Annotated in this window: 19 protein-coding genes; 12 read left to right on the top strand and 7 right to left on the bottom strand. The window is 54.9% G+C overall.

What is annotated here, in order from left to right:
• The first annotated feature begins 40 nt into the window (after positions 1-40).
• Positions 41-1453 carry an NADP-dependent phosphogluconate dehydrogenase gene (gndA, locus tag DQX05_RS03840; RefSeq protein ID WP_119791028.1) on the top strand — a complete coding sequence of 471 codons (1413 nt, stop codon included), beginning with the start codon at positions 41-43 and terminating at the stop codon, positions 1451-1453.
• Positions 1454-1491: 38 nt separating this feature from the next.
• Here the strand turns inward: gndA and DQX05_RS03835 are convergent, their stop codons facing one another.
• A complete protein-coding gene (locus tag DQX05_RS03835; protein WP_119791026.1) occupies positions 1492-1812 on the bottom strand; it encodes a methyltransferase in 321 nt (106 codons plus the stop codon).
• A 213-nt stretch (positions 1813-2025) separates the two neighbouring features.
• Between DQX05_RS03835 and DQX05_RS03830 the strand changes: the two genes are divergently transcribed.
• On the top strand, positions 2026-2538 hold the full coding sequence (locus DQX05_RS03830) for a shikimate kinase (RefSeq protein ID WP_119791025.1): 513 nt from the start codon (positions 2026-2028) through the stop codon (positions 2536-2538).
• Here the strand turns inward: DQX05_RS03830 and DQX05_RS03825 are convergent.
• Positions 2535-2849, bottom strand: a complete 315-nt coding sequence (locus DQX05_RS03825; protein ID WP_119791023.1) for a rhodanese-like domain-containing protein — start codon at positions 2847-2849, stop codon at positions 2535-2537. The genes DQX05_RS03830 and DQX05_RS03825 overlap by 4 nt on opposite strands.
• Positions 2850-2964: 115 nt before the next feature.
• On the opposite strand from DQX05_RS03825, the gene aroA reads away from it, so the two are divergent.
• From aroA to ptsP, 4 genes are all read left to right on the top strand, one after another.
• Positions 2965-4269 carry a 3-phosphoshikimate 1-carboxyvinyltransferase gene (gene aroA / locus DQX05_RS03820; RefSeq protein WP_119791021.1) on the top strand — a complete coding sequence of 435 codons (1305 nt, stop codon included), beginning with the start codon at positions 2965-2967 and terminating at the stop codon, positions 4267-4269.
• 40 nt (positions 4270-4309) lie between these two features.
• Complete coding sequence (locus DQX05_RS03815) at positions 4310-4744, top strand: CoA-binding protein (RefSeq protein ID WP_119791019.1); 435 nt, start codon at positions 4310-4312, stop codon at positions 4742-4744.
• A 204-nt stretch (positions 4745-4948) separates the two neighbouring features.
• Positions 4949-6838 carry a glucose PTS transporter subunit IIA gene (locus tag DQX05_RS03810; RefSeq protein ID WP_119791017.1) on the top strand — a complete coding sequence of 630 codons (1890 nt, stop codon included), beginning with the start codon at positions 4949-4951 and terminating at the stop codon, positions 6836-6838.
• On the top strand, positions 6835-8562 hold the full coding sequence (gene ptsP / locus DQX05_RS03805) for a phosphoenolpyruvate--protein phosphotransferase (RefSeq protein WP_119791015.1): 1728 nt from the start codon (positions 6835-6837) through the stop codon (positions 8560-8562). Before DQX05_RS03810 ends, ptsP begins: the two co-directional genes overlap by 4 nt.
• Positions 8563-8676: 114 nt before the next feature.
• Here the strand turns inward: ptsP and DQX05_RS03800 are convergent, their stop codons facing one another.
• The gene (locus DQX05_RS03800; protein WP_119791013.1) at positions 8677-9201 is read right to left on the bottom strand and encodes a type 1 glutamine amidotransferase domain-containing protein; all 525 of its coding nucleotides are present in this window, start codon (positions 9199-9201) and stop codon (positions 8677-8679) included.
• Between the two features lie 409 nt (positions 9202-9610).
• Between DQX05_RS03800 and DQX05_RS03795 the strand changes: the two genes are divergently transcribed.
• The 4 genes from DQX05_RS03795 to DQX05_RS03780 all read left to right on the top strand — a co-directional run bounded on the left by DQX05_RS03795 (position 9611) and on the right by DQX05_RS03780 (position 12443).
• The gene (locus tag DQX05_RS03795; protein ID WP_259391767.1) at positions 9611-10084 is read left to right on the top strand and encodes a hypothetical protein; all 474 of its coding nucleotides are present in this window, start codon (positions 9611-9613) and stop codon (positions 10082-10084) included.
• Between the two features lie 64 nt (positions 10085-10148).
• On the top strand, positions 10149-10493 hold the full coding sequence (gene ytxJ, locus DQX05_RS03790) for a bacillithiol system redox-active protein YtxJ (RefSeq protein ID WP_119791010.1): 345 nt from the start codon (positions 10149-10151) through the stop codon (positions 10491-10493).
• A gap of 114 nt (positions 10494-10607) precedes the next feature.
• Complete coding sequence (gene ccpA / locus DQX05_RS03785; protein ID WP_087442890.1) at positions 10608-11618, top strand: catabolite control protein A; 1011 nt, start codon at positions 10608-10610, stop codon at positions 11616-11618.
• A gap of 114 nt (positions 11619-11732) precedes the next feature.
• Positions 11733-12443, top strand: a complete 711-nt coding sequence (locus tag DQX05_RS03780; RefSeq protein WP_119791008.1) for a 5'-methylthioadenosine/adenosylhomocysteine nucleosidase — start codon at positions 11733-11735, stop codon at positions 12441-12443.
• A gap of 74 nt (positions 12444-12517) precedes the next feature.
• Here the strand turns inward: DQX05_RS03780 and DQX05_RS03775 are convergent, their stop codons facing one another.
• Complete coding sequence (locus DQX05_RS03775; RefSeq protein WP_119791006.1) at positions 12518-13705, bottom strand: acetoin utilization protein AcuC; 1188 nt, start codon at positions 13703-13705, stop codon at positions 12518-12520.
• Positions 13706-13746: 41 nt separating this feature from the next.
• The gene (locus DQX05_RS03770; protein WP_119791004.1) at positions 13747-14379 is read right to left on the bottom strand and encodes a GNAT family N-acetyltransferase; all 633 of its coding nucleotides are present in this window, start codon (positions 14377-14379) and stop codon (positions 13747-13749) included.
• Between the two features lie 273 nt (positions 14380-14652).
• Here DQX05_RS03770 and acsA point away from each other — a divergent pair, with 273 nt between their 5' ends.
• Positions 14653-16377, top strand: a complete 1725-nt coding sequence (gene acsA / locus DQX05_RS03765; protein WP_119791002.1) for an acetate--CoA ligase — start codon at positions 14653-14655, stop codon at positions 16375-16377.
• Positions 16378-16503: 126 nt separating this feature from the next.
• Here the strand turns inward: acsA and DQX05_RS03760 are convergent, their stop codons facing one another.
• Positions 16504-19656: a penicillin-binding protein 1A gene (locus DQX05_RS03760; protein WP_119791000.1), complete on the bottom strand. Its 3153-nt coding sequence runs from the start codon at positions 19654-19656 to the stop codon at positions 16504-16506.
• Positions 19657-20405: 749 nt separating this feature from the next.
• Positions 20406-21008 carry a 30S ribosomal protein S4 gene (gene rpsD, locus DQX05_RS03755; protein WP_119790998.1) on the bottom strand — a complete coding sequence of 201 codons (603 nt, stop codon included), beginning with the start codon at positions 21006-21008 and terminating at the stop codon, positions 20406-20408.
• A gap of 415 nt (positions 21009-21423) precedes the next feature.
• Between rpsD and DQX05_RS03750 the strand changes: the two genes are divergently transcribed.
• The gene (locus tag DQX05_RS03750; RefSeq protein WP_119790996.1) at positions 21424-23382 is read left to right on the top strand and encodes a sensor domain-containing diguanylate cyclase; all 1959 of its coding nucleotides are present in this window, start codon (positions 21424-21426) and stop codon (positions 23380-23382) included.
• Positions 23383-23517 lie beyond the last annotated feature (135 nt).

Below are 23517 nucleotides of genomic sequence, written 5' to 3'. Positions count from 1 at the left end.
TACGCGATATCAAATTATAGATAAAGGGTGGAAGGACCATATGACGAAGAATCAAATTGGTGTCATCGGCCTTGCCGTAATGGGCAAAAATTTGGCGCTTAATATCGAAAGCCGCGGGTTCGCCGTATCTGTCTACAACCGTTCGCGCGAGAAGACGGATGCGCTTCTGCAAGAGGCGGCAGGCAAGCAGTTGACGGGTACATATACCATTGAAGAATTCGTGAATTCCCTGGCTGTGCCGCGCAAGATTTTGATTATGGTTCAAGCGGGACAAGCTACCGATGCGACGATCGAACAGCTTCTGCCTCATCTGGATCAAGGAGATATTATTATTGACGGCGGGAATGCCCACTTCCCGGACACTCAGCGCCGCAGTAAATATTTGGAAGAAAAAGGCTTCCGCTTCATCGGAACGGGCGTATCCGGCGGGGAAGAAGGAGCGCTGAAGGGACCTGCGATTATGCCAGGCGGCCAGGAGAGTGCTTACAAACTCGTTGAGCCGATTCTGACCTCCATTTCGGCCAAAGTCAACCGAGATCCTTGCTGCACATATATCGGTCCGGACGGAGCGGGCCACTATGTCAAGATGGTTCACAACGGCATCGAGTATGGCGACATGCAGCTGATCTGCGAAGCGTATCATCTGTTGACGACAGTGCTTGGCGTCGAGACGAAGGAGCTTCATTCGATCTTCACGGAATGGAACAACGGGGAGCTTGACAGCTACCTGATTGAGATTACGGCCGATATCTTCTCGAAGTATGACGAAGAGACAGGCAAGCCAATGGTGGACGTCATTCTTGACTCTGCCGGGCAAAAGGGCACGGGCAAATGGACAAGCCAAAGCGCGCTCGACCTTGGCGTGCCGCTGTCGATGATTACGGAATCGGTATTTTCCCGCTTCTTGTCCGCCTTGAAGGAAGAGCGCGTCGCCGCAAGCAAGGTGCTGCAAGGTCCGGCTTCCAAGCCGTTCACGGGCGACAAGGCCGAATTTATCGAAAATGTGCGCAAGGCGCTCTATACGAGCAAGATCGTGTCGTATGCACAAGGCTTCGCCCAAATGCGTGCCGCTTCCGACGAATTCGGCTGGAATCTGCGCTACGGCGATATCGCGATGATCTTCCGCGGCGGCTGCATTATCCGCTCCCGCTTCCTGCATAACATCAAGGAAGCGTATGACCGGGATTCCGAGCTGAAAAATCTGCTGCTTGATCCGTATTTCAAAAATATTGTGGAAAGCTATCAGGATGCTTGGCGCCAAGTGGTTGCCACGGCAGTCGCTTACGGCGTGCCGGTGCCGGGCTTCGCGAGCGCGCTCGCTTACTTCGACAGCTATCGCACAGAGCGGCTGCCTGCGAATCTGCTTCAAGCCCAGCGTGATTACTTCGGCGCCCATACGTTCAAGCGCGTCGATAAGGAAGGCACCTTCCACTATAACTGGTTGTCCGAATAAGGCATCATAACGCCGGGCCCGCTTGGGCCCGGCGTTATTTACAGATCGCCGTCCTGATCCAGAAGCCCGTATGTTGCTTCGGACAAATATTGGCGAATATGCTCCGATTTCTCGCTGAAGCCTACACCGCGAAGGAGGAGCAGCGAAATTTCAGCGAAGTAGCGGAAGTTTTGCAGAATCCGTTCCGGACCGAGACGGGCCCATGCTTCGTCCTTCTCGGTAAGCTTGCTTTTGACGAAGTTCAATACCCACACGATGTCTTCTCTGCACAGAGGATGCTGCGTGTCCATAATTCGGGCCATACGGGCGGATACGCTGCGCTGTGCGGAATGGGAATCCGGGGAGGGCAAGGTGGACATGCCGATTCACTCCTAGGGGCCTCATCGATTGCCGATGATGCTTGTACCTTTCTAGTAGGCAAGCTGCATTACACCGGCTCAAGGCGCACAACATTCTTATAATCATCATCTTTATGTCGAAGGCGGTTATTTTATACATGGCGCCATTGTCGAACGGAAGATACGTATGCTATCATATGGGAAGTTTACGCCAGCAGGACGGGGGATAGCAGCATGAGCAATCGATCGATTGTACTTATCGGATTTATGGGAACCGGCAAATCAACCGTCGGTACACAATTGGCCGAGCAGTTGAAGCTTCGCTTCTGCGATCTGGACGAGGAGATTGTCAGTCGAACAGGACAGTCGATTCCTGATATTTTCGCGGAGCGGGGGGAGGCTTATTTCCGGGAGCAGGAGGGACGCATTCTCTCTCTGCTGCTGGGAGAAGAAGCTCCTAAGATTATCGCAACCGGAGGCGGGGCCGTCTTGAAGGAAGAGAACCGGAAGCGCATGAAGGAGCAGGCGACTGTGATTCATCTGACAGCAGAGGAGGCGACGATCGTGGAGAGGGTCCGCCAGGACCGGAACCGTCCGCTGCTGCAGGGCGATGTGGAGGAGCGGGTTCGCCGCTTGATGGCGGAGCGCCGCGGGCTGTACGACTTCGCTCATCTATGTGTGCCGACGGACAGCGAATCCGTGGAACAATTGTGCGCCCGTATCCTCGCCTATATGGAACGGAATTAGCTCTCGGACTCCAGCCCGGCCCAGGAGAGCATTCCGCCTTCCAGGTTCACGGCATTGTCCCTGCCAAGGTGCTGCAAATATTCGCATACACGCTCGCTGCGGTAGCCGCTGCGGCAGATGAAGATGGTCTCTTCTGCCGGATCGATCGCTTGAAGCCGTTCCGGAATCTCATTCATCGGAATATGCTTGGCGCCGGGAATCATGCCTAAGGCAACTTCCACATCCTCTCGGACATCGATCATGTTTAACACTTCGCCGCGCTGCAGCCGGCTTCTCAGCTCTGCGGCTCCGATCGTCTTGATGGGTGTCATTCGGGAACAAGCATCCTTTCTCAATGGGAATGATCGAGTCGTCCGGCTATATGAAGCCTGGCGCTCAGTGATTATATTCAATATTATACGTTTAAATTTAAAGGAGTGGAAGCGCATGGACGTTATCGTAAGGCCGACATCCCGGCTGCAAGGTGAAATTCAGGCATTGTCATCCAAAAATTACACGACCCGGTATTTGCTTGCCGCCGGATTGGCGGAAGGGACGAGCACGATATACTATCCGGCCCACAGTGAAGATAGCGATGCCATGCGCCGATGTCTGCGCGATCTTGGCGCGGTGCTGGAGGAGGACGGCGAGAAGCTGGTCATTACGGGCTTCGGACGCCGTCCACAGTTGGCGAATCCGGCACGTGAACTGAATGTGGGCAATGCCGGAGCGGTGCTGCGGTTTTTGATGGCCGTTGCCGCGCTGCTGCCAGAGGTGAACTTCATCAATGCCTATCCCGACTCGCTAGGGAAGCGGCCGCATGACGATCTGATTGCGGCGCTCACGCAGATGGGGGTGGAAGTGTCGCATCGGGAGGGCAAGCTGCCGATCACTATTCGCGGAGGCGAGCCGAAGGGCGGACATATCCGCGTATCGGGAAGCGTCAGCTCCCAGTTCCTGAGCGCCTTGCTCTTCCTCACTCCGCTTTTGGGCGAGGACAGTGTCATCGAGGTAGTGGACGATCTCAAGTCCAAGGTTGTCGTCGGCCAGACGCTGGAAGTGCTGGCTCAGGCCGGTATTCGCATCGATGCCCGCGAAGATCTGATGTATTTCCGAGTGCCGGGCAACCAAAGCTATGAAGCGAAGACTTATGTCGTGCAAGGGGATTATCCGGGCTCGGCCGCGGTTCTGGCGGCGGCGGCCGTCGTTCCTTCCGACATCGTCGTCAAAGGCTTGACCGAGGACAGCAAGCAGGGAGAACGCGCGATTGTGGACGTGCTTCGCATGATGGACGTGCCGCTGGAGCATACGGACTCGACGGTTCGCATCCAAGGTGGAGCTCCGCTGACGGCCGTGGAGTTCGACGGAGATGCGGCGACTGATGCCGTGCTCGCGATGGTGGCGACGGCCGTCTTCGCCGATGGAACTTCGCGCTTCTACAATGTAGAGAACTTGCGGTACAAGGAATGCGACCGCATCACCGATTATGTTGCCGAGCTGCGGAAGGCCGGCGCGGATGTGGAGGAGCGGCAGGCGGAGATTATCGTGCACGGGAAGCCTCAAGGCGTAGCTGGCGGAGTCGAGATCAACGCGCATTACGATCACCGGGTCATTATGGCGCTTACGGTGGTCGGGCTGCGTGCGCAACAGCCGATTCGTATTTGCGATGCCCATCATGTCGCCAAATCGTACCCTCAATATTTTGACCATTTGCAAGCGTTGGGCGCGCAGGTGGAATGGGTGGAAGCATAACCTATTCACAAGGTGATGACATTGGAAGGAGTGAATGCAAATGAGCTATGAGCACCCGCCCCAGGAAGAAATCCGCAAGCTGCTGAACGAGAGCAGCACAATAGCTGTTGTCGGCTTGTCCGATGACCCGACGCGAGTATCTTATATGGTTGCGGAAGCGATGCAGAAGAAAGGCTATCGCATTATTCCCGTTAACCCGAAGGCGGAGCAGATTCTTGGCGAGACTTGCTATCCCTCTCTGAAGGACGTGCCGGTTCCGATCGATATCGTGAACGTATTCCGCCGCAGCGAATATTGCGCGGATGTGGCGCGAGAGGCGGCGGAGGTCAAGGCGAAGGCCATATGGCTGCAGCAGGGGATTGTCAATGAAGAAGCGGCCCGTATCGCTGCGGACAGCGGCATGTTCTGCGTCATGGACTTGTGCATCAAAGTGCTGGATTCGATTCTGCTCCCGCATGGGAAGATCGAAACATAGCAGATTCCGGAGCAGCGCGCCGGGGGATCTCGTCTCATGACGAACGGGAACTCCCGGCTTCTGCCTTTATAGAGGTTGTTCAAAAAGCACATGCTTCGAATGCTTGCAACCTTCCCGTGTCGAAAACCGTCTTTTTGAGCACAAACTTTATTTTATTTTGACAAAGCTCCGCGAAGCCCTTACCATTCTTGGTAGAAGGAGAGGATGTCCTTGAATCAGTTAGGGATTCTTCAGCAGTTATCGCGAGCGCTCATGCAGCCGCTTATCGCGCTGCCAGCAGCAGCGCTCGCGCTGGCGTTCGGCCATCTTCTGGCGGGTGCGGGCTTGGAGAATACGGCCGCCCTGTTCGAGCTGACAGGCCGGACGATTTTTTATGTGCTCCCCTACATTTTCGCGGTCGGGGTTGCGCTTGGCTTGGCGAATAATGCTGGAGTCGCCGCCTTGTCGGCACTGCTTGGCATCTTTATTTTCCACCAGCTGCTGAATCAATGGAGCGGATCGGCATTCGAGCCGACCGTCTTGAACGGCATCATCTTCGGGATATTGGCGGGACTCGTTCATCAACGCTTCAAGGATGTGCGCTTTCCCGAATATTTGCAATTCTTCGGGGGCCAGCGATTTGCGGTGCTCCTTACGACCCTGTGCTCGATCGCTCTTTCCTGGGTGATGATTATGCTGGCTCCCTTCATGCAGCAGGGCATACAGTTTTTGGGGAAGGAAATATTGGCTATGGGCGGCTTCGGCGTCTTTTTGTACGGCGTTCTTCATCGGGTACTGGTCGCTTTTGGGATGCATCATCTCCTGAATAACCTGTACTGGTTCCAGGTAGGTACATTTACCGACGCCGAAGGAATGACGTTCAGCGGCGATTTGCCGCGTTTTTTTGCGGGAGATCCGGCGGCGGGCGTGTTCATGGCCGGGCTGTATCCGATTATGATGTTCGCGCTGCCGGCCGTGGCGTTGGCCATTGTGCACGAATCGCGGGAGGACCTTCGTCCCAAAGTGCGCAAGACGTATATGACGGCGGCCTTGGTCTCGCTGCTGACGGGAATTACCGAGCCGATTGAGTTCGCGTTCCTGTTCGCGGCGCCGTACCTGTTCATCGTCCATGCGCTGTTGAGCGGGGCCGCGATGTGGATTACGGCCGAGTTGGGCGTTCGGCACGGCTTTTCGTTCTCGGCTGGAGCGATAGACTATATCGTCAATTTCCACCAATCGAAGGGAGCGCTGTGGATTATCCCTATCGGCATCGCGTTCGCGCTCATCTACTATGTCGTATTCCGCTTCGCCATCCAGAAGTTCCAGATTCCGACCCCTGGCCGGGTGGAGGGATCCTTGCTGGACGATATGGCGAGCGATCTCTTGCATCGGGTGCCGCTCCTTATACAGGCGCTCGGGGGCAAGGATAATATTGCCGACATTCAGGCCTGCATTACCCGGCTGAGGCTTCGCGTCAATAATGACAAGCTGGTCGATCGCCATACGCTTCGCAAGCTTGGAGCCGCGGGCGTCATTCGTCTGGGCGGGGGGCATTTGCAGGTCGTCTTCGGCACCTACTCGGAGCTGATCAAGGATGAGATGGTCAAGCGGCTGCAGCGCAACTCGAAGCAAGTCTGGTTTGTCGCTCCGGTGCAAGGGAAAATGATCCCGATTGAAGAGGTGCCGGATCGAATTTTCGCGCAAAAACTTGTCGGACAAGGAGTCGCATTCTTGCCTGACAAAGGCGAGCTCGTCTCGCCTGTACATGGCCGAGTGCGCCATGTCTACCCTACTATGCACGCGCTAGGCATCGAGACGCCGGAAGGGTTGGAAGTCCTCCTTCACATCGGGATCGAGACGTCATCGTTGAATGGCGCCGGTTTTCAGGCAGTTGTACAGGAAGGTGATGAAGTGAGACCGGGACAGCTTATGATTAAATTCGACTACAACGAAGTGAAAAAGCGCTGCGCATCGCTGGCCACCCCGATGGTCATTACGAATTGGGATGCGGTCGCTTCCTGGAGCTTCGCGCCGTTCGCGGCGGTTAAGCGGGGACAGACTTCCGTCATGTCCGTCGTGCTGACGGAGCATGCTAACGGAGGTGGTAGACGATGACGCAGAAGGTACAGGGAATCGGGGCTTCCAGCGGGATCGCCATCGGCAAGGCGTTCGTGCTTCCTACATGGGAATGGGACGTGCCGGAGGAGAAGATGGATCCGTCCGATCTGGCTCGCGAATTCGAGCGGTTGTACGAAGGCATCCGTTCGTCGAAGGATGAGATCGAGTTCATTAAGAGCGAGATTCGCGAAATGGTCGGGAATGAAGAGTCCTCGATATTTGACGCGCATCTGGCCATATTGGACGATCCGATTTTTATGAATGAGATTCAAGGCATTATCCAGCGGCAGTACAAGGCGGCGGAAGTCGCGGTGAAGGAGGCTATCGATCACTTCGTCACGATGTTCGACTTGCTGGACGATGAGTACATGAAGGAGCGGGCGCTGGATATCAAGGATGTCGGCAACCGTCTGCTCAAGCATTTGCTGGGCGCGCCGGAGATTACGCTGCCGACCGATACGCAGCCGTATATTCTGGTCGCGAAGGAGCTGTCGCCGTCACAGCTTGTCCATTTGAATCCGAAAAATGTGCTCGGTATCGTCATGCTGATGGGGGGGAAGACGTCCCATTCGGCGATTATGGCTCGGGCGCTCGGCATTCCTCTCGTTCTTGGACTGGAGGGGAAAATTACAAGACCTGTCCAGACCGGCGATCTGGTCATCGTGGACGGGGAGCATGGCATTATCTATATCGAGCCGATGGAGCAGATCGTGAAGCAATACGTAGCCCGGCACGAAGCGTATGCCCGGGAGATGGACGAGCTGAAGAAGCTGGTCAAGCTTCCTGCCGTCACTCAGGATGGCCTGACGATCAGCTTGTCGGCCAATATCAGCTCCACGCGCGAGCTGGAGATTGCCGATCAGAACGGGGCGGAGGGCGTAGGTCTGTTCCGGACCGAATTTATGTATATGGATCGTTCCTACCCGCCATCCGAAGCGGAGCAATTGACGGTCTACCGGGATGCAGCCGAGCATTACAAAGACTCGCAGGTCATTATCCGCACGCTCGATATCGGCGGCGACAAGCCGATGGAATATTTGAATCTTCCGGAGGAGGATAATCCGTTCCTCGGCTACCGGGCGATTCGCATTTGTCTCGATCAGCAGGAGCTGTTCAAGTCTCAGCTCCGCGCCATTCTACGCGCGAGCGCGCATGGGCCGGTCGCGATTATGATCCCGATGATCTCGTCCGTGGAGGAGATCATCGCGGCCAAGGCGGTGCTTGAAGAGGCGAAGGCAGAGCTGCGGGATGAAGGGCTGCCATTTGATGAGAAGCTGCCTGTAGGCATTATGGTGGAGGTGCCGGCTGCGGCTCTAATCGCCGATCGCCTCGCGGAAGAGGTCGACTTCTTCAGCATCGGCACGAACGATCTGGTGCAGTATACTCTAGCCGTCGACCGGATGAACGAGCAGATTGCGCATATGTATGATCCGTTCCATCCCGCGGTGCTGCGGCTTATCCGCCATACGATCGAGGCGGCCCAGGCCCGCGGCATCGGCATCAGCGTCTGCGGCGAGATGGCAGGCGACACGCGGGCCGTGCCGCTCTGGATTGCAATGGGTGTCACGAAGCTGAGCATGTCCTCACGCTTCATTCCACGGGTGAAGGCGGCTATTCACCGCGCGACCCGAACCGGGAGCGAGCAGCTGGCCGAACGCATTTTCGCGGCCCGTTCCAAGGCCGAGATCGATGAATTGGTCGAACGGCATTTTACGTCCTGACATCTATGCATTGACGCCAGTCGTTCTCCTCCAGGGAAGAGCGGCGTTTCACCTCACACAAAAGGCATGGCCCCTTGATACGGGTCCATGCCTTTCTGCTTCTCATGCGCTTGCTCAGCCTTCTGCCAGCTTGTCGCAAAATGCCTTCCCGTAGGCGGGAAGATCGGGCGGTCTGCGGGCTGATACGATATGGCCGTCGACGACGACCTCCTGATCGAGCCACGTTGCGCCCGCGTTCTCCATATCGTCCCGGATGCCCGGGGTCGATGTCACGATCCGGCCCTGAAGAATCTTGGCGGAGATGAGCACCCAGCCTGCATGGCAGATCTGGCCTATCGGCTTGCCCGCCTTGTCCATGTCGCGAATAATGGAGAGCACGCCTTCATAGCGGCGGAGCTTGTCGGGAGCCCAGCCTCCCGGTACGAGCACGCCGTCGTACACGCTGGCATCGATCTCCTCGAAAGCATAGTCGGACGTAGCGGGAACGCCATACTTCCCGATGTACGTTTTGCCGGCCTTATCGCCAACCAGATGCACCTCCGCCCCCTCCTCGCGGACCCGGTGAACCGGATACCATAGTTCCAGATCCTCGAATTCCTCATCAACGAGCGCGATGACGCGCTTGCCGGTTAAACGCATAAATCTCTCAACTCCTTCGTACGTTGTATCGAAGAACAAACCTTTTGCGCAATCGAACGCGATCCGGCCCTTATTGCATCTTAACGGCTCTATTTCCATAATGATGCCTATTGAGTCTTGGGGCGGAATGGCCTACGATTTTAACAGGGAGATTGGTTCTGCGGATGGAACGGTTCCTTATCTATTCATTACCATAACGTCAGTCGGATGAAGCTGTCAAATGATATCGGCCCTCCGGCAGCGGCCTGCTCTCGCTAGGCTCGGCAGCAGGGGGAGGGTCGAAGCCACCGGACGGAACCGCGAGGGCGGACAGAGTCCAAAGATACATAACGGAGCGTATTCCATGCGGTAAGGCACCAGGTCCGGCGTAGGAGCAGACAGAGAGAAATTGTGATGTAGGGGTGGTTGTATGAACAAACAATGTAATTGTGGCCATGAGATGCTGCTTGCTTTGCGCACCGTTATCCACGACCGGACAATACACATTCACCATGTGCCTGTGTTGACTTGCCCACGTTGTGAACGCTCGGTGCTGTACCCGGCGATCAAGCAGGAGATAACGGATATGATTCGCTGCCGTAAGTCGGGACAGAGCAAGGAGTTATACGGCATGGACGAGGAGGGCGATTCCGTGCCGCAGCACTATTTTTTCGAGGAAATGAACGAGGCGGCGAGCGTGCTGGCCGAATGCGCGGACGCGTTCGGGCCCGGCGATCTGCTTCCGTACGCAGAGAAAGAGATGAACGAGCGGATTAACAAGCTTCTGGATATGTACCTGCTCGCGAAGACGCTGAGGGATGAAGAATGGGTGTCTGAGCTGCAAGAGCGATTAAAACAGATTTCCGGTTTTAGTTTCTACCCGGATCGGGTTAAAATAAGTTAAGAGGCTCTTTGCCTACTGCACTCCCTCGGAACAAGATTCCGGCGGGAACAAGGAGGACTCCCGATTGAGATCGATAGATACGGAAGAAGCGCTGCAGGAATGGATAGATTCAACCCAAGAGCAGACCGCTGTGTTATTCAAGCACAGCACCCGCTGTCCGATTAGCGCCCGGGCGAACGGAGAGATGGCCAAGGTGGCGGAGGAATTCGAGCCACGGGGGATAGCAATGGGACAAATTCTTGTTGTCGAGCACCGCGATGTGTCGCTCGCTTGCACGGACAAGCTGGGCATCCAGCACGAATCGCCTCAAGTCATCGTGATGAAGGAGGGTCAGGTCGTCTGGCATGACTCCCATCATGCGATAACTTTTGACAATGTAAGTTCGGAATTGACGTCCTCCTCCCGCTAAATGACGCATTTTCAGACGATTGCAGTTGTAACATTGCGAATTTTCTGAAAATATCGTATCATGAAATGTAATAAAAGGGTCGTAACAAATTTTCGGTAATTGGAGAGAAGATTCGTGACGGTAACTATTTATGATGTAGCGAGAGAAGCGGGCGTCTCGATGGCCACCGTTTCCCGGGTTGTGAACAACAATCCGAACGTGAAGCCGCAAACGCGAAAAAAGGTGTATGAAGCGATTGAGCGTTTAGGTTATCGCCCGAATGCTGTCGCACGCGGACTTGCGAGCAAAAAGACGACAACCGTTGGGGTTGTCATTCCCGATATTTCCAATTCTATTTTTGCTGAGGTCGCACGAGGAATTGAAGATATTGCGAACATGTACCATTACAATATCATTTTGTGCAACGCAGACAAGAAGAAAGAGAAGGAAATTCGAGTCATCAATACGCTGCTGGAGAAGCAAGTGGACGGGCTCGTATTCATGGGCGGTGTCGTAACGGAGGATCATATCCAGGCGTTCCGTACTGCTTCCGTTCCGATCGTGCTGTGCGCGACGACGGACGAGCATGCCTCTATCCCTTCGGTAGACATTGATCATGAAGGGGCCGCATTCGATGCGGTCAACACCCTTATTCGCCACGGTCACCGCGATATTGCGATGATTAGCGGCACGCTTCAGGATCCGGCCAACGGATTCGCGCGTTTCCAGGGCTATAAGAAGGCTTTGGAGGGCGCAGGCATTGAATACAAGGAAGACCTGGTTCGTATCGGGAACTACCGGTATGAATCCGGCGTGGAAGCCATGAAATATTTCCTCGGTCTGAAGAAGCGGCCGACGGCAATTTTTGCGGCAACCGACGAAATGGCGATTGGAGCGATTCATTGCATTCAGGACGCCGGGTTGAAGGTGCCTGACGACTTCTCGGTCATTAGCGTTGACAATATCCGTATGGCCTCGATGGTTCGTCCTCAGTTGACGACCGTAGCCCAGCCGATGTATGACATCGGCGCGGTGGCGATGCGCTTGTTGACGAAGCTGATGAAGAAGGAGAACGTGGAGAATTCACAGGTCGTTCTGCCGCATGAGACGATTCTTCGCTTGTCGGTCAGCCAGGTGAATGAGTAAGGCCGCAGCATGCCGGCGGCATATGAAGAGCCCCTATTATTGGGGCTTTTTGTGTGTCGAGTCAGCTGCGATGGTAAGACATTCGATCATGAAGGATTGAAGGGGGAAGGCGATATGGCGAGCGAAGCCGTAATCGGAATTATTGGCGCGATGGACGAAGAGATTGAGCGCCTGCTGCAGGCTGCACAGGATGTTGAGGAAGTGGAAGTAACGGGAATGACTTTCTATAGGGGGCAGCTGGCGGGGCGTCATGTCGTCATCTGCAAATCGGGCGTCGGCAAAGTCAATGCCGCCGTTACGACGCAAGTACTGATTGATCGCTTCGGGGCCAAGCAGGTGCTCTTCACTGGAGTAGCCGGCGCGATCCACCCGGAACTGAACATCGGCGATATCGTCATCTCGACGTACTGCATGCATCATGATATGGATGTGACCGCTCTTGGCTTCGAGCCCGGGGTCATTCCCTTCCAGCAGACATCCCGCTTCGAGGCGGACGGAGCCCTGGTTCAACTGGCCGAGCAGGTGTGCGCTGAGCTGTTCCCGGGACGCTACCTCAAGGGCGGGGTGCTGTCCGGGGATCAATTCATCGCCAGCCGCGACAAGGTTAAGGCGCTCTTCGAGACGTTCCCGGGCTCGGCATGCACGGAAATGGAAGGCGCAGCCGTAGCGCAAGTATGCCATATCCATGCGATCCCGTTCGTCATTATCCGGTCGATGTCGGACAAAGCGGACGGATCGGCCCATGTCAATTTCGCGGAATTCACGGTCGAAGCCGCACTGCACTCGTATCAAATCATCGAGCGGATGGTTAGCCAATCCGCCTAATCATGCATGTCCGCGGCGATGTTCCGGATGGAAGGCGGCGCGTTCCCATCCGGATTCGCGCCGTGGCTTGTTCTTCATCTTACATACTCCAGCGCCAGCTCCTTCACTTGCTCGTTCTTCGCTTCGATAATGGACCGCCTTGGCATCGGTGCCCATCGTGCCACGTCATCAAGCCAGGTGGACGGCAGCGGCACCGGAGCCTCGTCAGACCAGCGCATAATCCAGGCCTCTGGCAGACGTGTCAGCGGCTGCCGCACCAGCTCGTCCTTCATCGGGTGCTCGCACATCTCCAGCCACAGCATGCTCCAGGCGCGCGGCACGACTCTCCAGATGTCATAGCCGCCACCGCCGAGAGCCACCCATCTTCCTTCACAGCTCGCATGTGCGAGCCGGTGGATCATTTTCGGCATCTCCGCATAAATACGCATACTGCAATGCATGTGAGACAGCGGATCGAACGCATGCGCGTCACAGCCGTGCTGGCTGATAATGATGTCCGGGCGGAAGCTTCGTGCGACCTGTCCGATCGTCTCCTCGAAGCAATGCAGCCACGATTCGTCCTCTGTATACGGTTCCAAAGGCACGTTCACGCAAGCGCCGAATCCTTCCCCGGCGCCGCGCTCGTTCACGAAGCCGGTTCCCGGGAACAGGAATTTGCCGGTCTCGTGAATGGAATAGGTGAACACATTCGGGTCGGTATAGAAGCTCCATTGGACGCCATCGCCGTGATGGACGTCGGTATCGATATAGAGAATGCGGGCATCATAGTGCCTCCGCAGCCAGGAGATGGCCACAGAGGCATCATTATATACGCAGAAGCCGGCCCCTTTCTCGCTAAAGGCATGATGCAGCCCGCCTCCCAGATGCAGAGCGTGGAGAGAGCGGCCGCTCATAACGGCCTCGCAGGCTGCGACGGAGCCCCCTACGATCGAGCTGGCCGCCTGGTGCATGCCCGCGAAGTAGGGGGTGTCTTCGGTATGGAGGCCGTATTGATCGGAGCGGGCGACCCATTCCTCCGCAGGATCGTCTTCGCTTAACCGCATCACGGCCTCGATATAATCCTCTCTGTGTATGTACCGGATCCACGCCTCCCAATCTGCCATCGCCGTGGCAGGCCGAACGATGATATCGTCGGAGAGGGCGCCGATGCGAGTCAATAAATCGTTGGTCATGACGAGGCGGCGCTGATCGAACGGGTGATCGGCGTTGAACCGGTACCGCAGCGCATCGTCATGCATGAAGTATAGGGCTGTGTCGGCCATTCGGGCACCTTCCCTCCCTTTGCCATAATGATTAGAATGATTCAGTACATGAACCGCTGGCGGAAGCGCACGCGGTCGAATTGCTCCCGCGAGGCGAGCGGAACGTCTTTGCCGATGCGGACCATCAAGCAGTTGGCAGGGTGCGAGCAGATCTCCGGATCGTCGGTCGCATACCAGACCATGCCGACCGATTCCATCAGCCGCTCCATCATTTTTCGGTAATCCCACACATTGAGCCGGGTGCCTTCCAAATCCCAATGCCAGTAATATTCAGTCGTGAACACGATATAGCTCTCCATTTGATCGTCTTCAAACGCGGTAGTAATCATTTTTTTGCCGAGCCCTAGCGAACGATACTCGTTGGCGACCTCGATGGCGCCCAGCTCGATGAGATCCTCCATGCCGCCCTCTGACCAGCGTTCCAGTTCGTCCGGATAGTGAAAGGTGACATATCCGATGATGGTCTGGCCGTCCCGGGCCGCGATGATTCGTCCTTCCGGCAGCCCGGCGATCTCGACTAACGCTTCCTGCTGTTCCTTCGGCCTTCGGAATGCGTTCAGATCCGGGTGCATGTCCCATGTGCCCAGCAGTTCCGGCTTGACGGGACCTTCCACGACGATGACGCGATCTTCGTAAGGGATGATTTGCGCGTGATAACATTTTCGATGCTCCACACCCAGCAGCTCCTTTCGTCTCTTCCCTTGGTTATAGCAAAAAAAGGCCGTTTTGAAAAGGAAAAGAATAGGCTAAAAGAAAAACATATGCTATAATAAATCAAGTTTTAATAATTCACGAAATCTCCCCTTGACAGCACGATTCACATCAAAGTCAAAAATTTTTGCAAGCTCCTGAAAACGGTTTTATTTGCGAATGAGGCAAATGCTGGCATGACCAAACGACCAATCATGAACAGTCATGAAGTGAGGAAACAGGAGGATGAAGCGACAATGAGTAACGTGCAAGGAGAAATTATTACACCTTCAGCAACAAACCCGAATTTGAAAAATTACGAAGAGGCGGTTGCCGATTTCAACTGGGAGAGCGTGGAGCAGAATTTCTCCTGGTCGGAGACGGGCCGGGTCAATATGGCCTACGAGGCGATTGACCGCCATGTTGATCAGGGCCGCGGGGATAAGGTGGCTCTGCTCTATAGCGATGCGCAGCGTGACGAATCCTATACGTTCGTCGACCTGAAGCGCAAGTCCAACCAATTCGCCAATGTGCTTCGCTCGCTCGGTGTCCAGAAGGGTGAGCGGGTCTTTATTTTTATGCCGCGCACGCCGGAGCTCTATGTCAGCGTGTTCGGCATTCTGAAGGCGGGAGCGGTCGTGGGCCCGCTGTTCGAAGCGTTCATGGAGACGGCGGTCAAGGATCGTCTGCAGGACAGCGCGGCTGTGGCGATCGTGACGACGCCGGCGCTAGCCCACCGGGTTCCGCGCGAGGAGCTTCCGACGCTGAAGCATGTCATTCTCGTCGGCGAAGACGTGAATACGGCGGATGGCTATATCGATTTCTTCGCCGAGATGGCGGAAGCGTCCGAGGAAGCGGAGATGGAATGGCTGGGCCGCGAAGACGGCCTCATTATGCACTATACATCCGGCTCGACCGGGAAGCCGAAGGGCGTCTACCATGTTCAAAATGCAATGATGCAACATTATCATACAGGCAATGTCGTGCTGGATTTGAAGGAAGACGACGTATATTGGTGCACGGCTGATCCCGGCTGGGTTACCGGTACATCGTACGGCATATTTGCGCCGTGGCTGCTCGGCGTAACGAATGTGATCCGCGGCGGACGGTTCAGCCCGCAGGATTGGTACAGCACAATTCAGAAATATAAAGTGACGGTATGGTACAGTGCGCCGACCGCGTTCCGCATGCTGATGAGCGCAGGGAACGATGTTATCGCTCAATACGACCTGTCCAGCCTCCGGCATATCATGTCTGTCGGCGAGCCGCTCAATCCGGAAGTTGTTCGCTGGGGCATGAAAGTATACGGTCAGCGCATTCATGATACGTGGTGGATGACGGAGACGGGCGGACAACTGATTTGCAATTATCCGGCGATGCCGCTGAAGCCCGGATCGATGGGGCGTCCGGTGCCGGGCGTAGAAGCTTCGATTATCGATGATCAGGGGAACGAGTTGCCGCCATACCGGATGGGGAATCTGGCCATTCGTACGCCATGGCCTTCGATGATGCGCCAAGTATGGAACAATCCGGCCAAGTTCGAAGAGTATTTCCGCGTTGACGGGTGGTATATTTCAGGCGACTCGGCTTATCGGGACGAGGATGGTTATTTCTGGTTCCAGGGACGGATCGACGACGTGATCAATACATCAGGCGAGCGGGTCGGGCCGTTCGAGGTCGAGAGCAAGCTGGTGGAGCATCCGGCTGTCGCGGAAGCCGGGGTCATCGGCAAGCCGGATCCGGTCCGCGGCGAGATTATTAAGGCATTCATCTCTCTGCGCGAAGGCTACAACCCTTCGGATGAGCTGAAGGCTGATATTTCCAGGTACGTGAAGGAGAACTTGTCCGCGCATGCCGCGCCGCGTGAGATTGAATTCAAGGATAAGCTGCCGAAGACGCGTTCAGGGAAAATTATGCGCCGTGTCTTGAAGGCATGGGAGCTGAATCTGCCGACAGGCGACTTATCGACAATCGAAGACTGATCCGCATGGCGAAGAGGAGGCTTCAGGGCCTCCTCTTCTGCTGCCGGCCCCAAATAATACAACAGCGATGGCATCTTGAGCCATCGCTGTTGTTCGTTCGCAGGGCGCGAGGGTTCGCGCCATTCGTTATTGATTTTTGACTTGAACTGCGGAAGTCGGGCTCGATTCCCCTGCGCTGTTCACGGCCGTGACCCGGTACCAGCCTGCCGGCGAGATCGTAATTAGCTCGAACTGTGCTGTCGGAGTGGTGCCGACGCGTTCATACGCTCCGCCGTCGGAGCTATAGTAGATCACATACTCGCTTGGATTGTTGGCCGAGGCGCTCCAGGTCAGCTTCAAGCCCATATCCGTCAAGGAAGCTTGCGGATTGCCCGGTGTGCCCGGAGGGCTTGAAGGACTCGGCGGGTTGTCTGCCTCATCCGGAGTCTCCGGTCCTTGATCCTGCCCGTCCTCGCCCGCGCTGCCGTCTCCCGACGACCCGGGGTTCTGCGTATCTGTGCTGCCAGTGCCGGAACCATCCGGATTAGGCTCCACGTTAGCGCCTCCCAGCGTCACGGTCTGAGACGGGGCAGACTCATTGCCGGCCACATCGACCGCCGTCACATAGTAAGCGTACTGATGTGAATTGGAGAAATACGTCTTGAATTGAAGCTCCTCTCCCGTTAGCACCGTTCCTTCTTCACGCTTGAACGGACCGCCATCCAAGGAGCGGTACAGACGATAACCGACGACATCCGATTCACTGTTCCGCGAGAACGAGATGCGCAGCGCCGTATCGCCCAATTCCTCCAGACTTACACCGGCCGGCGGTGCCGGCGGCTTGCCGTCATCCTGGCGCGGATCGACCTTTGCAGGCGCATCGGTATTGGCATCCTCCGGTAAATAGGAGGACAGCGAGCGCCGCTGGCTGCTGGAAGACAGATGGTTCAGCGCTTGCTTCAGCTCTTCGATCAGCTCTTGAATCGGCTTCTCGCGCTTGATGACCACTTTTTCGCGGGTCATATCGTCAGGCGTCGTATCCTGCGGGATATAGTTGACGCCGTCATATGTGATGTACTTCATCTTCTGCAGGGCATCTTCGGTCTCTGTCGGCACGAATTTGCTATTGAACAGATCCGTGACGTAACGGCCGGCCTGCTTCGTCAGTTCGTTCGGAAGCTTTCCGCTTAATCCGGAGACGGTCATCCGCACGATGCCGTCAGGCTGGCTGAACTTCTTCGTCTCGAACAATTCCGGCTTCAGCTTGTTCACTTCGTTCATGACTTTGGACCAGATCTCCGTGGAACGGGAATAAGCATCGCGATTCAATACGTGAATCTGTTGATCATAGCCGACCCATACGCCCATCGTCACATCCGGCGTGTAGCCGAGGAACCAGGTGTCGGCGTAATTCTGGGTCGAACCGGTCTTGGCGGCCACTTCCACTTGGCCGAACAGATCGAACTCCCACTGCACCCGGCGTCCGGTACCTCGCGAATCAGTAATGACGGTCTTCAGCATATCCGTCATCAAATACGCGCTCTGCTTGGACACGACCTGCTTCGGATCGACTTTGTGCTGATAAATGATTTTGCCGTTCGAATCGACGATCTTGGATATCATGTGCGGATCGTTGTACTGACCATCATTGGCGATAACGCCGAAGGCGTTGGTAATCTCCTCCACGGTAACGCCATAGCGCAGGCCCCCGATTACCCCGGTCTGGGCGTAATAATCTTCCGGCTGAATCGTCGTAATTCCAAGCTTCTGGACGAAGTCAAGCGCCTGCTTGACACCCAGCTTCTCTATGTAGATCTTGAGAGCCGGCAAGTTAAGCGATTCATTGAGTGCCTTTCTTGCGGTAACGAGCCCCTGGTATCTCATATTCGCGTTGCCGGGAATATGGTAGCCCTTGGAACCGTCCTTCAACACCATCGGCGCGTCGTCGAGTATCGAGGCCGGTTGAATCAAGCCTTGATCCAGAGCCGGCAAATAGGCGGCTAACGGCTTCATCGTCGAACCTGGCTGGCGCAACATCTGCGTGGCGAAGTTCATCTGCTCCTCATAGAAATCCCGGCCTTCGATCATACCGAGGATCGCTCCGGTACGATGATCGATCATCATCGCAGCGACTTGCTCCAAGCCCTTCGTCTCGCTGTACGGAGAGAAGTTGTTCTCATTGTTAGCCACGTTCTTCATGGCCTTGTAAATCTTCTTGTCGATCGTGGTGTAGACCTTGTACCCGCCGTGGAGCAGCTGCTCCCGGGCGTTCTGCAGCAATTCCGCATTCTCGCGCTTGCGCAGATCGGCCCTCGTGAATTCCGGGTATTTCTGCAGGACAAGCACTTCAGCGGCAGCCCGCTCGGCTTCCAGCATCAAGTATGGATAAATCGCATATGCCTTCGCATTTGGCTTGGCGATGGAGCCCCGGATGTCAAATGCCAATGCTTCGTCATATTGCTGCTGCGTAATTTTATGCTCTTCGAGCATCCGTTTCAGGACTAGCTTCTGGCGCTTCATGGCTCTTTCGATACCTTCCTCATTGACTTCTCCCTTGCCGCTGAACGCGGAATAGGCAGAAGGGAGCTGGGGAAGACCGGCCAAATACGCCGATTGGGCGATATTCAGCTTATCAAGCTTGTCGATATTGAAGATTCCTTTGGCCGCTGCCTTGATGCCGTACAGATTGTACCCGCTCGAGCCGTTCCCGAACGAGACCTTGTTCAAGTAAGCGGTCAATATCTCTTCCTTCGATAGCATGCGCTCGATGCGCAGGGAGAGAAAGATCTCTTTGGCTTTCCGGCTGTCGGTCCGATCCAAGGTCAAAAACACTTGTCTTGCCAACTGTTGGGTCAGGGTGCTCCCGCCCGTCTGCACCGGCTTGTTCAGCACTTTTTGCATAACAGCCCGGGACAGCCCCCGGATATCAATGCCCATATGCTCGAAAAAACGGTTGTCTTCCGTTGCGATAAGCGCGTCGATAACGGTCTGTGGAATCTCTTCAATTGTTACCGGCCGTCTGTCTTCATCAGTGCGAAGCTGGCCGATAGGAGAGCCGTCATTAAAATATACAAAACCAGTGAATGCATTTTCTTGAATCTTCTGCTCGATGTATTCCCGGGAACGAATCGGTTCATCCTTCACGAGGGAAGTGACGTAGCCGATGCCAGCACCGCCTACGAATAAGCAACATAGAATACCGAGCAGCATGAGCCACTTCGTGACGGTCCAGATTCGACGTCCAACCGACCTTTTTGGCTTCGGTTTCTCGTCCTTTTCCGTCAGTTTCTCATCTACCATGCATTTTTTCCTCCTTATATTGCAGCGCTTTCCATTATACCACAAAAGTCGATTTGGTAGATGTTACTTTCTTTAGCTGCTTACAAAATGAATGTAGGTCATAAGAGGAAGGCGAAGCAATGTTATACATTAATTTATATTGCAAAAATACGAATATGATAAAGCGATGACAGAATCAGCGGATGACCGCATTGTACAGGCCGGAGAGTCGGAAGCGCAGCGTCCAGCGGGGCGGCGTCCGGATGAATGAAGTCAAGGTAGATGATCCGAATGCCGAGCTGTGCTTGGCGATGGAGATTTCGTGCAAGTAGGCAAACGCAAATTCGCCAAAGTGGAGCTTGAGTAATATAGGTGAGCATTTGCAGAAGAAGCCTCCGGCACCAGGAAGAGAGTGGGGGTGAGGCTTCTTGCTTAATCTAAGGGATGCGAACGCCTTTTTCTATGCGGATAGGCAAAATCCTGCGTTTATACACTAATTCCCGCCTTTTGGGAGCAATACGATGAAATTCCTGCAAATCGGATCATTTTCGTTTGTTTCCTCATAAATTTTAATGATATAGTTGAAATTGCTGCATTTACGCAGGAACTTCATTACGGTGGAAATGCGCTTACGAAAATGCTGCTATTTTGCATGATTTTATGAAAAAACCTTCTCGACCAATACCGTTCTCGGTACGCAGCGTCAAAAGAAGGACGCAAAAAATCGCCGTCCATAAGGAACGGCGATTCGCTGCCTCAAGATGAGAATCTTAACGGCTGTAGAACTCGACGATTTGCTTCTCGTCGATCTCTTGGGACAATTCTCCGCGCTCTGGCAGGCGGATGTACTTGCCTTCAAGAGCAGCTTCGTTGAATTCCAAGTAGTTCGGAAGGTGATGACGGCCTTCCATCGCTTCTTTGATTACTTTCAGGCTGCGGCTTCTCTCGCGAAGACCGATAACGTCACCTGTAGCAACAATGTAGGATGGGATATCGACTTTCTTGCCATTCACCGTAACGTGTCCATGAGCAACCAATTGGCGCGCGCCTGCGCGGGAATTCGAGAACCCGAGGCGGTATACCAGGTTGTCCAGACGGCTTTCCAGCAGGAACATGAAGTTCTCACCGGCGATGCCTTGCATTTTCGCTGCACGGTTGAACAAGGTGCGGAATTGCTTCTCGCCCAAGCCGTACATGTGGCGAAGCTTTTGCTTCTCTTGCAATTGAATAGCGTAGCCGCTCAATTTTTTGCGCATTCCCGGACCATGTTGTCCTGGAGGATAAGCGCGGTTTTTCAATTCTTTGCCTGTGCCGCTCAGAGAAATGCCAAGACGGCGGCTCAATTTGAACTTAGGACCTGTGTAACGTGCCATATGAAAGTTGACTCCTTCTCAAACGAAATGTTAGATAATGGGTCGCTTTGCGCCGATTCCCATCCTCATGCCGATAGCGATCAGCTCCGGTACGGGGTTTCAGCCGCTGCCCGTCCGGCGATGGAAATACGTGAGGGTGACACAACAGTTCTCCCCTTATACATCTAACAATTCTATAAGATCATCGGGCGGAATGTCAAGACGGTCTGCTGCAAATCTCGTGCCTTCCAAAGTTTCTCGCTAATCATAGAAAAGCGGCAACCATTCGACAAGATGCGGCTTACAAAACCGTAGATCTTTCGACATAGTTCTTATGACCCAAAAAACTTTTAAAGGTTGTATGGAAGTAGTACATTTTGGTAGAAATATATTGTATGATAGTATGAGACCACCCTTTATATAGAAGGAGAAGAGCATGACGGAACGTCTAGTCCATCACCAGCCAATCGAATCGGACAAGAAGGTTGCAGGGACGAACGGTCCAGTTCCGAACGGAATCTGGGATCCGCCGCCTCGACCACGGGACAGCTGGGTGCTGCAGCGGGATGTGAACGTTCACGACTTCCCTTATTTGCAGCCGCTGCTGCAATCCGCCTACAAGGAATGGGCGAAGGAACTGCCTGCCCGCGCCTGTGTCCTGCGAGGCCGCATGGCGTTATTCGACTATGCGGGCAAGTGGATGGAGGGCGACTCCGAATTAACCGGCGAAGCCACAGCCGAACGCGCAGCCGCTGCCGCGCTCCAGGAAGGTATGCTGGCCGTCCGGACGGGATTCGGCTTGTCCTATGCCGCCTGCCCGCTGCTGAACAAGCGGGAAGAGAGCTACGCTGCGGTCGTATGCCGATTGAACGAGGAGCCGGATGAATCGTTCTTCGCCGGCATGGATGCATGGGTTTATGGACTTCGAACGCATTTTTACCGGCAATTCGAGCTGGTCTTTGTGGACGAGCTGGAGCGAACGCTGAAAACGGCCGAACGGGAGCTGAAGCGCCGCGACGTGCTGCATGGCGCTATTCGGCATATGCATGACCGCATCAATGTCGATTCTGTCTTGTCGCAGATAATGTCGAGCGTCGAGCAGCTGGTTCCGGAAGCGCGGATCGAGGTCTATTTGTCTCAGGATCACACCAGCTCGAATCCGAAGGTGAAGCCTTTGCTGTTCCAGCCGGGAAGCGACGGCGTCGTGCGTCAAGCCTTCATGAAGGGAGAAGTATGTTATGAACGTGACGGAGCGGATAGTGATACGGAAGTAGGGTTTGCGCTGTGCGGCAAGCAGGGAGCCTATGGCGTGATTAAGGTCAGCTTTCCCGGAATGGCGCCGGATCCTTCCGATGTGCAGCTGATTCAGCTTATTGTGGAGACGGCCGGCACAGCATTCGAGAATGCCCGTCTTCATGAGCAGGCGAATGAAGTCATACAGGAGCTGCGGTTCATCAATGACTTGACGAAGCGCATCAATCAGAGCTTGCGGCTGCGGGATGTGTTCCATGATGCGACCCACGAGCTGCTGCGCGTGTTTCGGGCCGACTTTTGCATGCTCCTTCAATTGAACGAGGAACGGCAGTGCTATGAAGTGGTGTCCTGCAACATGGACGAATTCGATGATGCGTATCTATCCTTCGATGAAGGCTTGTTCGGTCATATGTATTTGGAAAAGGAACCGGTCATCGTATCCGATATTGAGGTGGACGTGCCTGCGTCCATGCAATTTTTCGAGAAGCTGAATTATCATTCCGTTATCGCCGCGCCCCTGTTCGGCAGCGGGGAGATGGTGGGCATCGTCATTCTTGCCGATCGGCGCAAGCAATTCTTCACTTACGACAATTTCAAGCTGCTCCAGATGCTGGCGACCCACATCGGGCTGGCGATCGCGAATGCGGCGCTTCATAGCAGGGTCAAGCATCTCGCCAACAAAGATCAGCTGACCGGCTTGTATGCCCGCCACTACTTGGACAAGCAGATCCAGCGCCAGCAGAAGAACGACTTCTGCGGCTCGCTTATCGTCGTGGATATCGATTATTTCAAGCAAATCAATGACCGCTACGGCCACCAGGTCGGCGATAAAATATTGAATCAGGTCAGTCAAATTATACGCAGTTCTATTCGTGAATCCGATATCGCGGCCCGTTGGGGCGGCGAGGAGATGGCGATATACCTTCCGCAACTCAGCATCAGCCAGACGATCCGGGTTGCCGAACGGATTCGGACCCGGGTGGCCAACGAGACGGAACCGCATGTCACCGTCTCCTGCGGCATCGCCGACTGGAGCTGGCAGGACGATATGGTCAGTGTCGAATCGCTGTTCTACCGCGCCGACATGGCCCTGTATGAAGCGAAGGACAGTGGCCGGAATCAGATCCGCATCAGCACCTAGCATACGGTGCTGCCTGATGAATAATCTCAATTCAAGCGTGAGACGATAGTAGAGATGGGCGATTAATGCCCATCTCTTTCTATTTCGGTAAATCGGCCCCTTTTTTTTAGGGGAATTGCAAATTTTCTTGCGACA

The sequence above is a fragment of the Paenibacillus thiaminolyticus genome, from assembly GCF_003591545.1.
Taxonomy (GTDB): domain Bacteria; phylum Bacillota; class Bacilli; order Paenibacillales; family Paenibacillaceae; genus Paenibacillus_B; species Paenibacillus_B thiaminolyticus_A.
The sequence above is the reverse complement of the archived record's forward strand: the minus strand, read 5'-3'. Positions and strand labels throughout refer to the sequence as shown.

Coding starts and splice junctions, on each gene's coding strand:
- DQX05_RS03825 (WP_119791023.1), bottom strand. CDS start 2,849: ATGACACCCATCAAGACGATCGGAGCCGCAGAGCTGAGAAGCCGGCTG.
- DQX05_RS03835 (WP_119791026.1), bottom strand. CDS start 1,812: ATGTCCACCTTGCCCTCCCCGGATTCCCATTCCGCACAGCGCAGCGTA.
- DQX05_RS03750 (WP_119790996.1), top strand. CDS start 21,424: ATGACGGAACGTCTAGTCCATCACCAGCCAATCGAATCGGACAAGAAG.
- DQX05_RS03780 (WP_119791008.1), top strand. CDS start 11,733: ATGGCGAGCGAAGCCGTAATCGGAATTATTGGCGCGATGGACGAAGAG.
- DQX05_RS03800 (WP_119791013.1), bottom strand. CDS start 9,201: ATGCGTTTAACCGGCAAGCGCGTCATCGCGCTCGTTGATGAGGAATTC.
- DQX05_RS03760 (WP_119791000.1), bottom strand. CDS start 19,656: ATGGTAGATGAGAAACTGACGGAAAAGGACGAGAAACCGAAGCCAAAA.
- DQX05_RS03775 (WP_119791006.1), bottom strand. CDS start 13,705: ATGGCCGACACAGCCCTATACTTCATGCATGACGATGCGCTGCGGTAC.
- gndA (WP_119791028.1), top strand. CDS start 41: ATGACGAAGAATCAAATTGGTGTCATCGGCCTTGCCGTAATGGGCAAA.
- aroA (WP_119791021.1), top strand. CDS start 2,965: ATGGACGTTATCGTAAGGCCGACATCCCGGCTGCAAGGTGAAATTCAG.
- rpsD (WP_119790998.1), bottom strand. CDS start 21,008: ATGGCACGTTACACAGGTCCTAAGTTCAAATTGAGCCGCCGTCTTGGC.
- DQX05_RS03810 (WP_119791017.1), top strand. CDS start 4,949: ATGTCCTTGAATCAGTTAGGGATTCTTCAGCAGTTATCGCGAGCGCTC.
- acsA (WP_119791002.1), top strand. CDS start 14,653: ATGAGTAACGTGCAAGGAGAAATTATTACACCTTCAGCAACAAACCCG.
- DQX05_RS03815 (WP_119791019.1), top strand. CDS start 4,310: ATGAGCTATGAGCACCCGCCCCAGGAAGAAATCCGCAAGCTGCTGAAC.
- ptsP (WP_119791015.1), top strand. CDS start 6,835: ATGACGCAGAAGGTACAGGGAATCGGGGCTTCCAGCGGGATCGCCATC.
- DQX05_RS03795 (WP_259391767.1), top strand. CDS start 9,611: ATGAACAAACAATGTAATTGTGGCCATGAGATGCTGCTTGCTTTGCGC.
- DQX05_RS03830 (WP_119791025.1), top strand. CDS start 2,026: ATGAGCAATCGATCGATTGTACTTATCGGATTTATGGGAACCGGCAAA.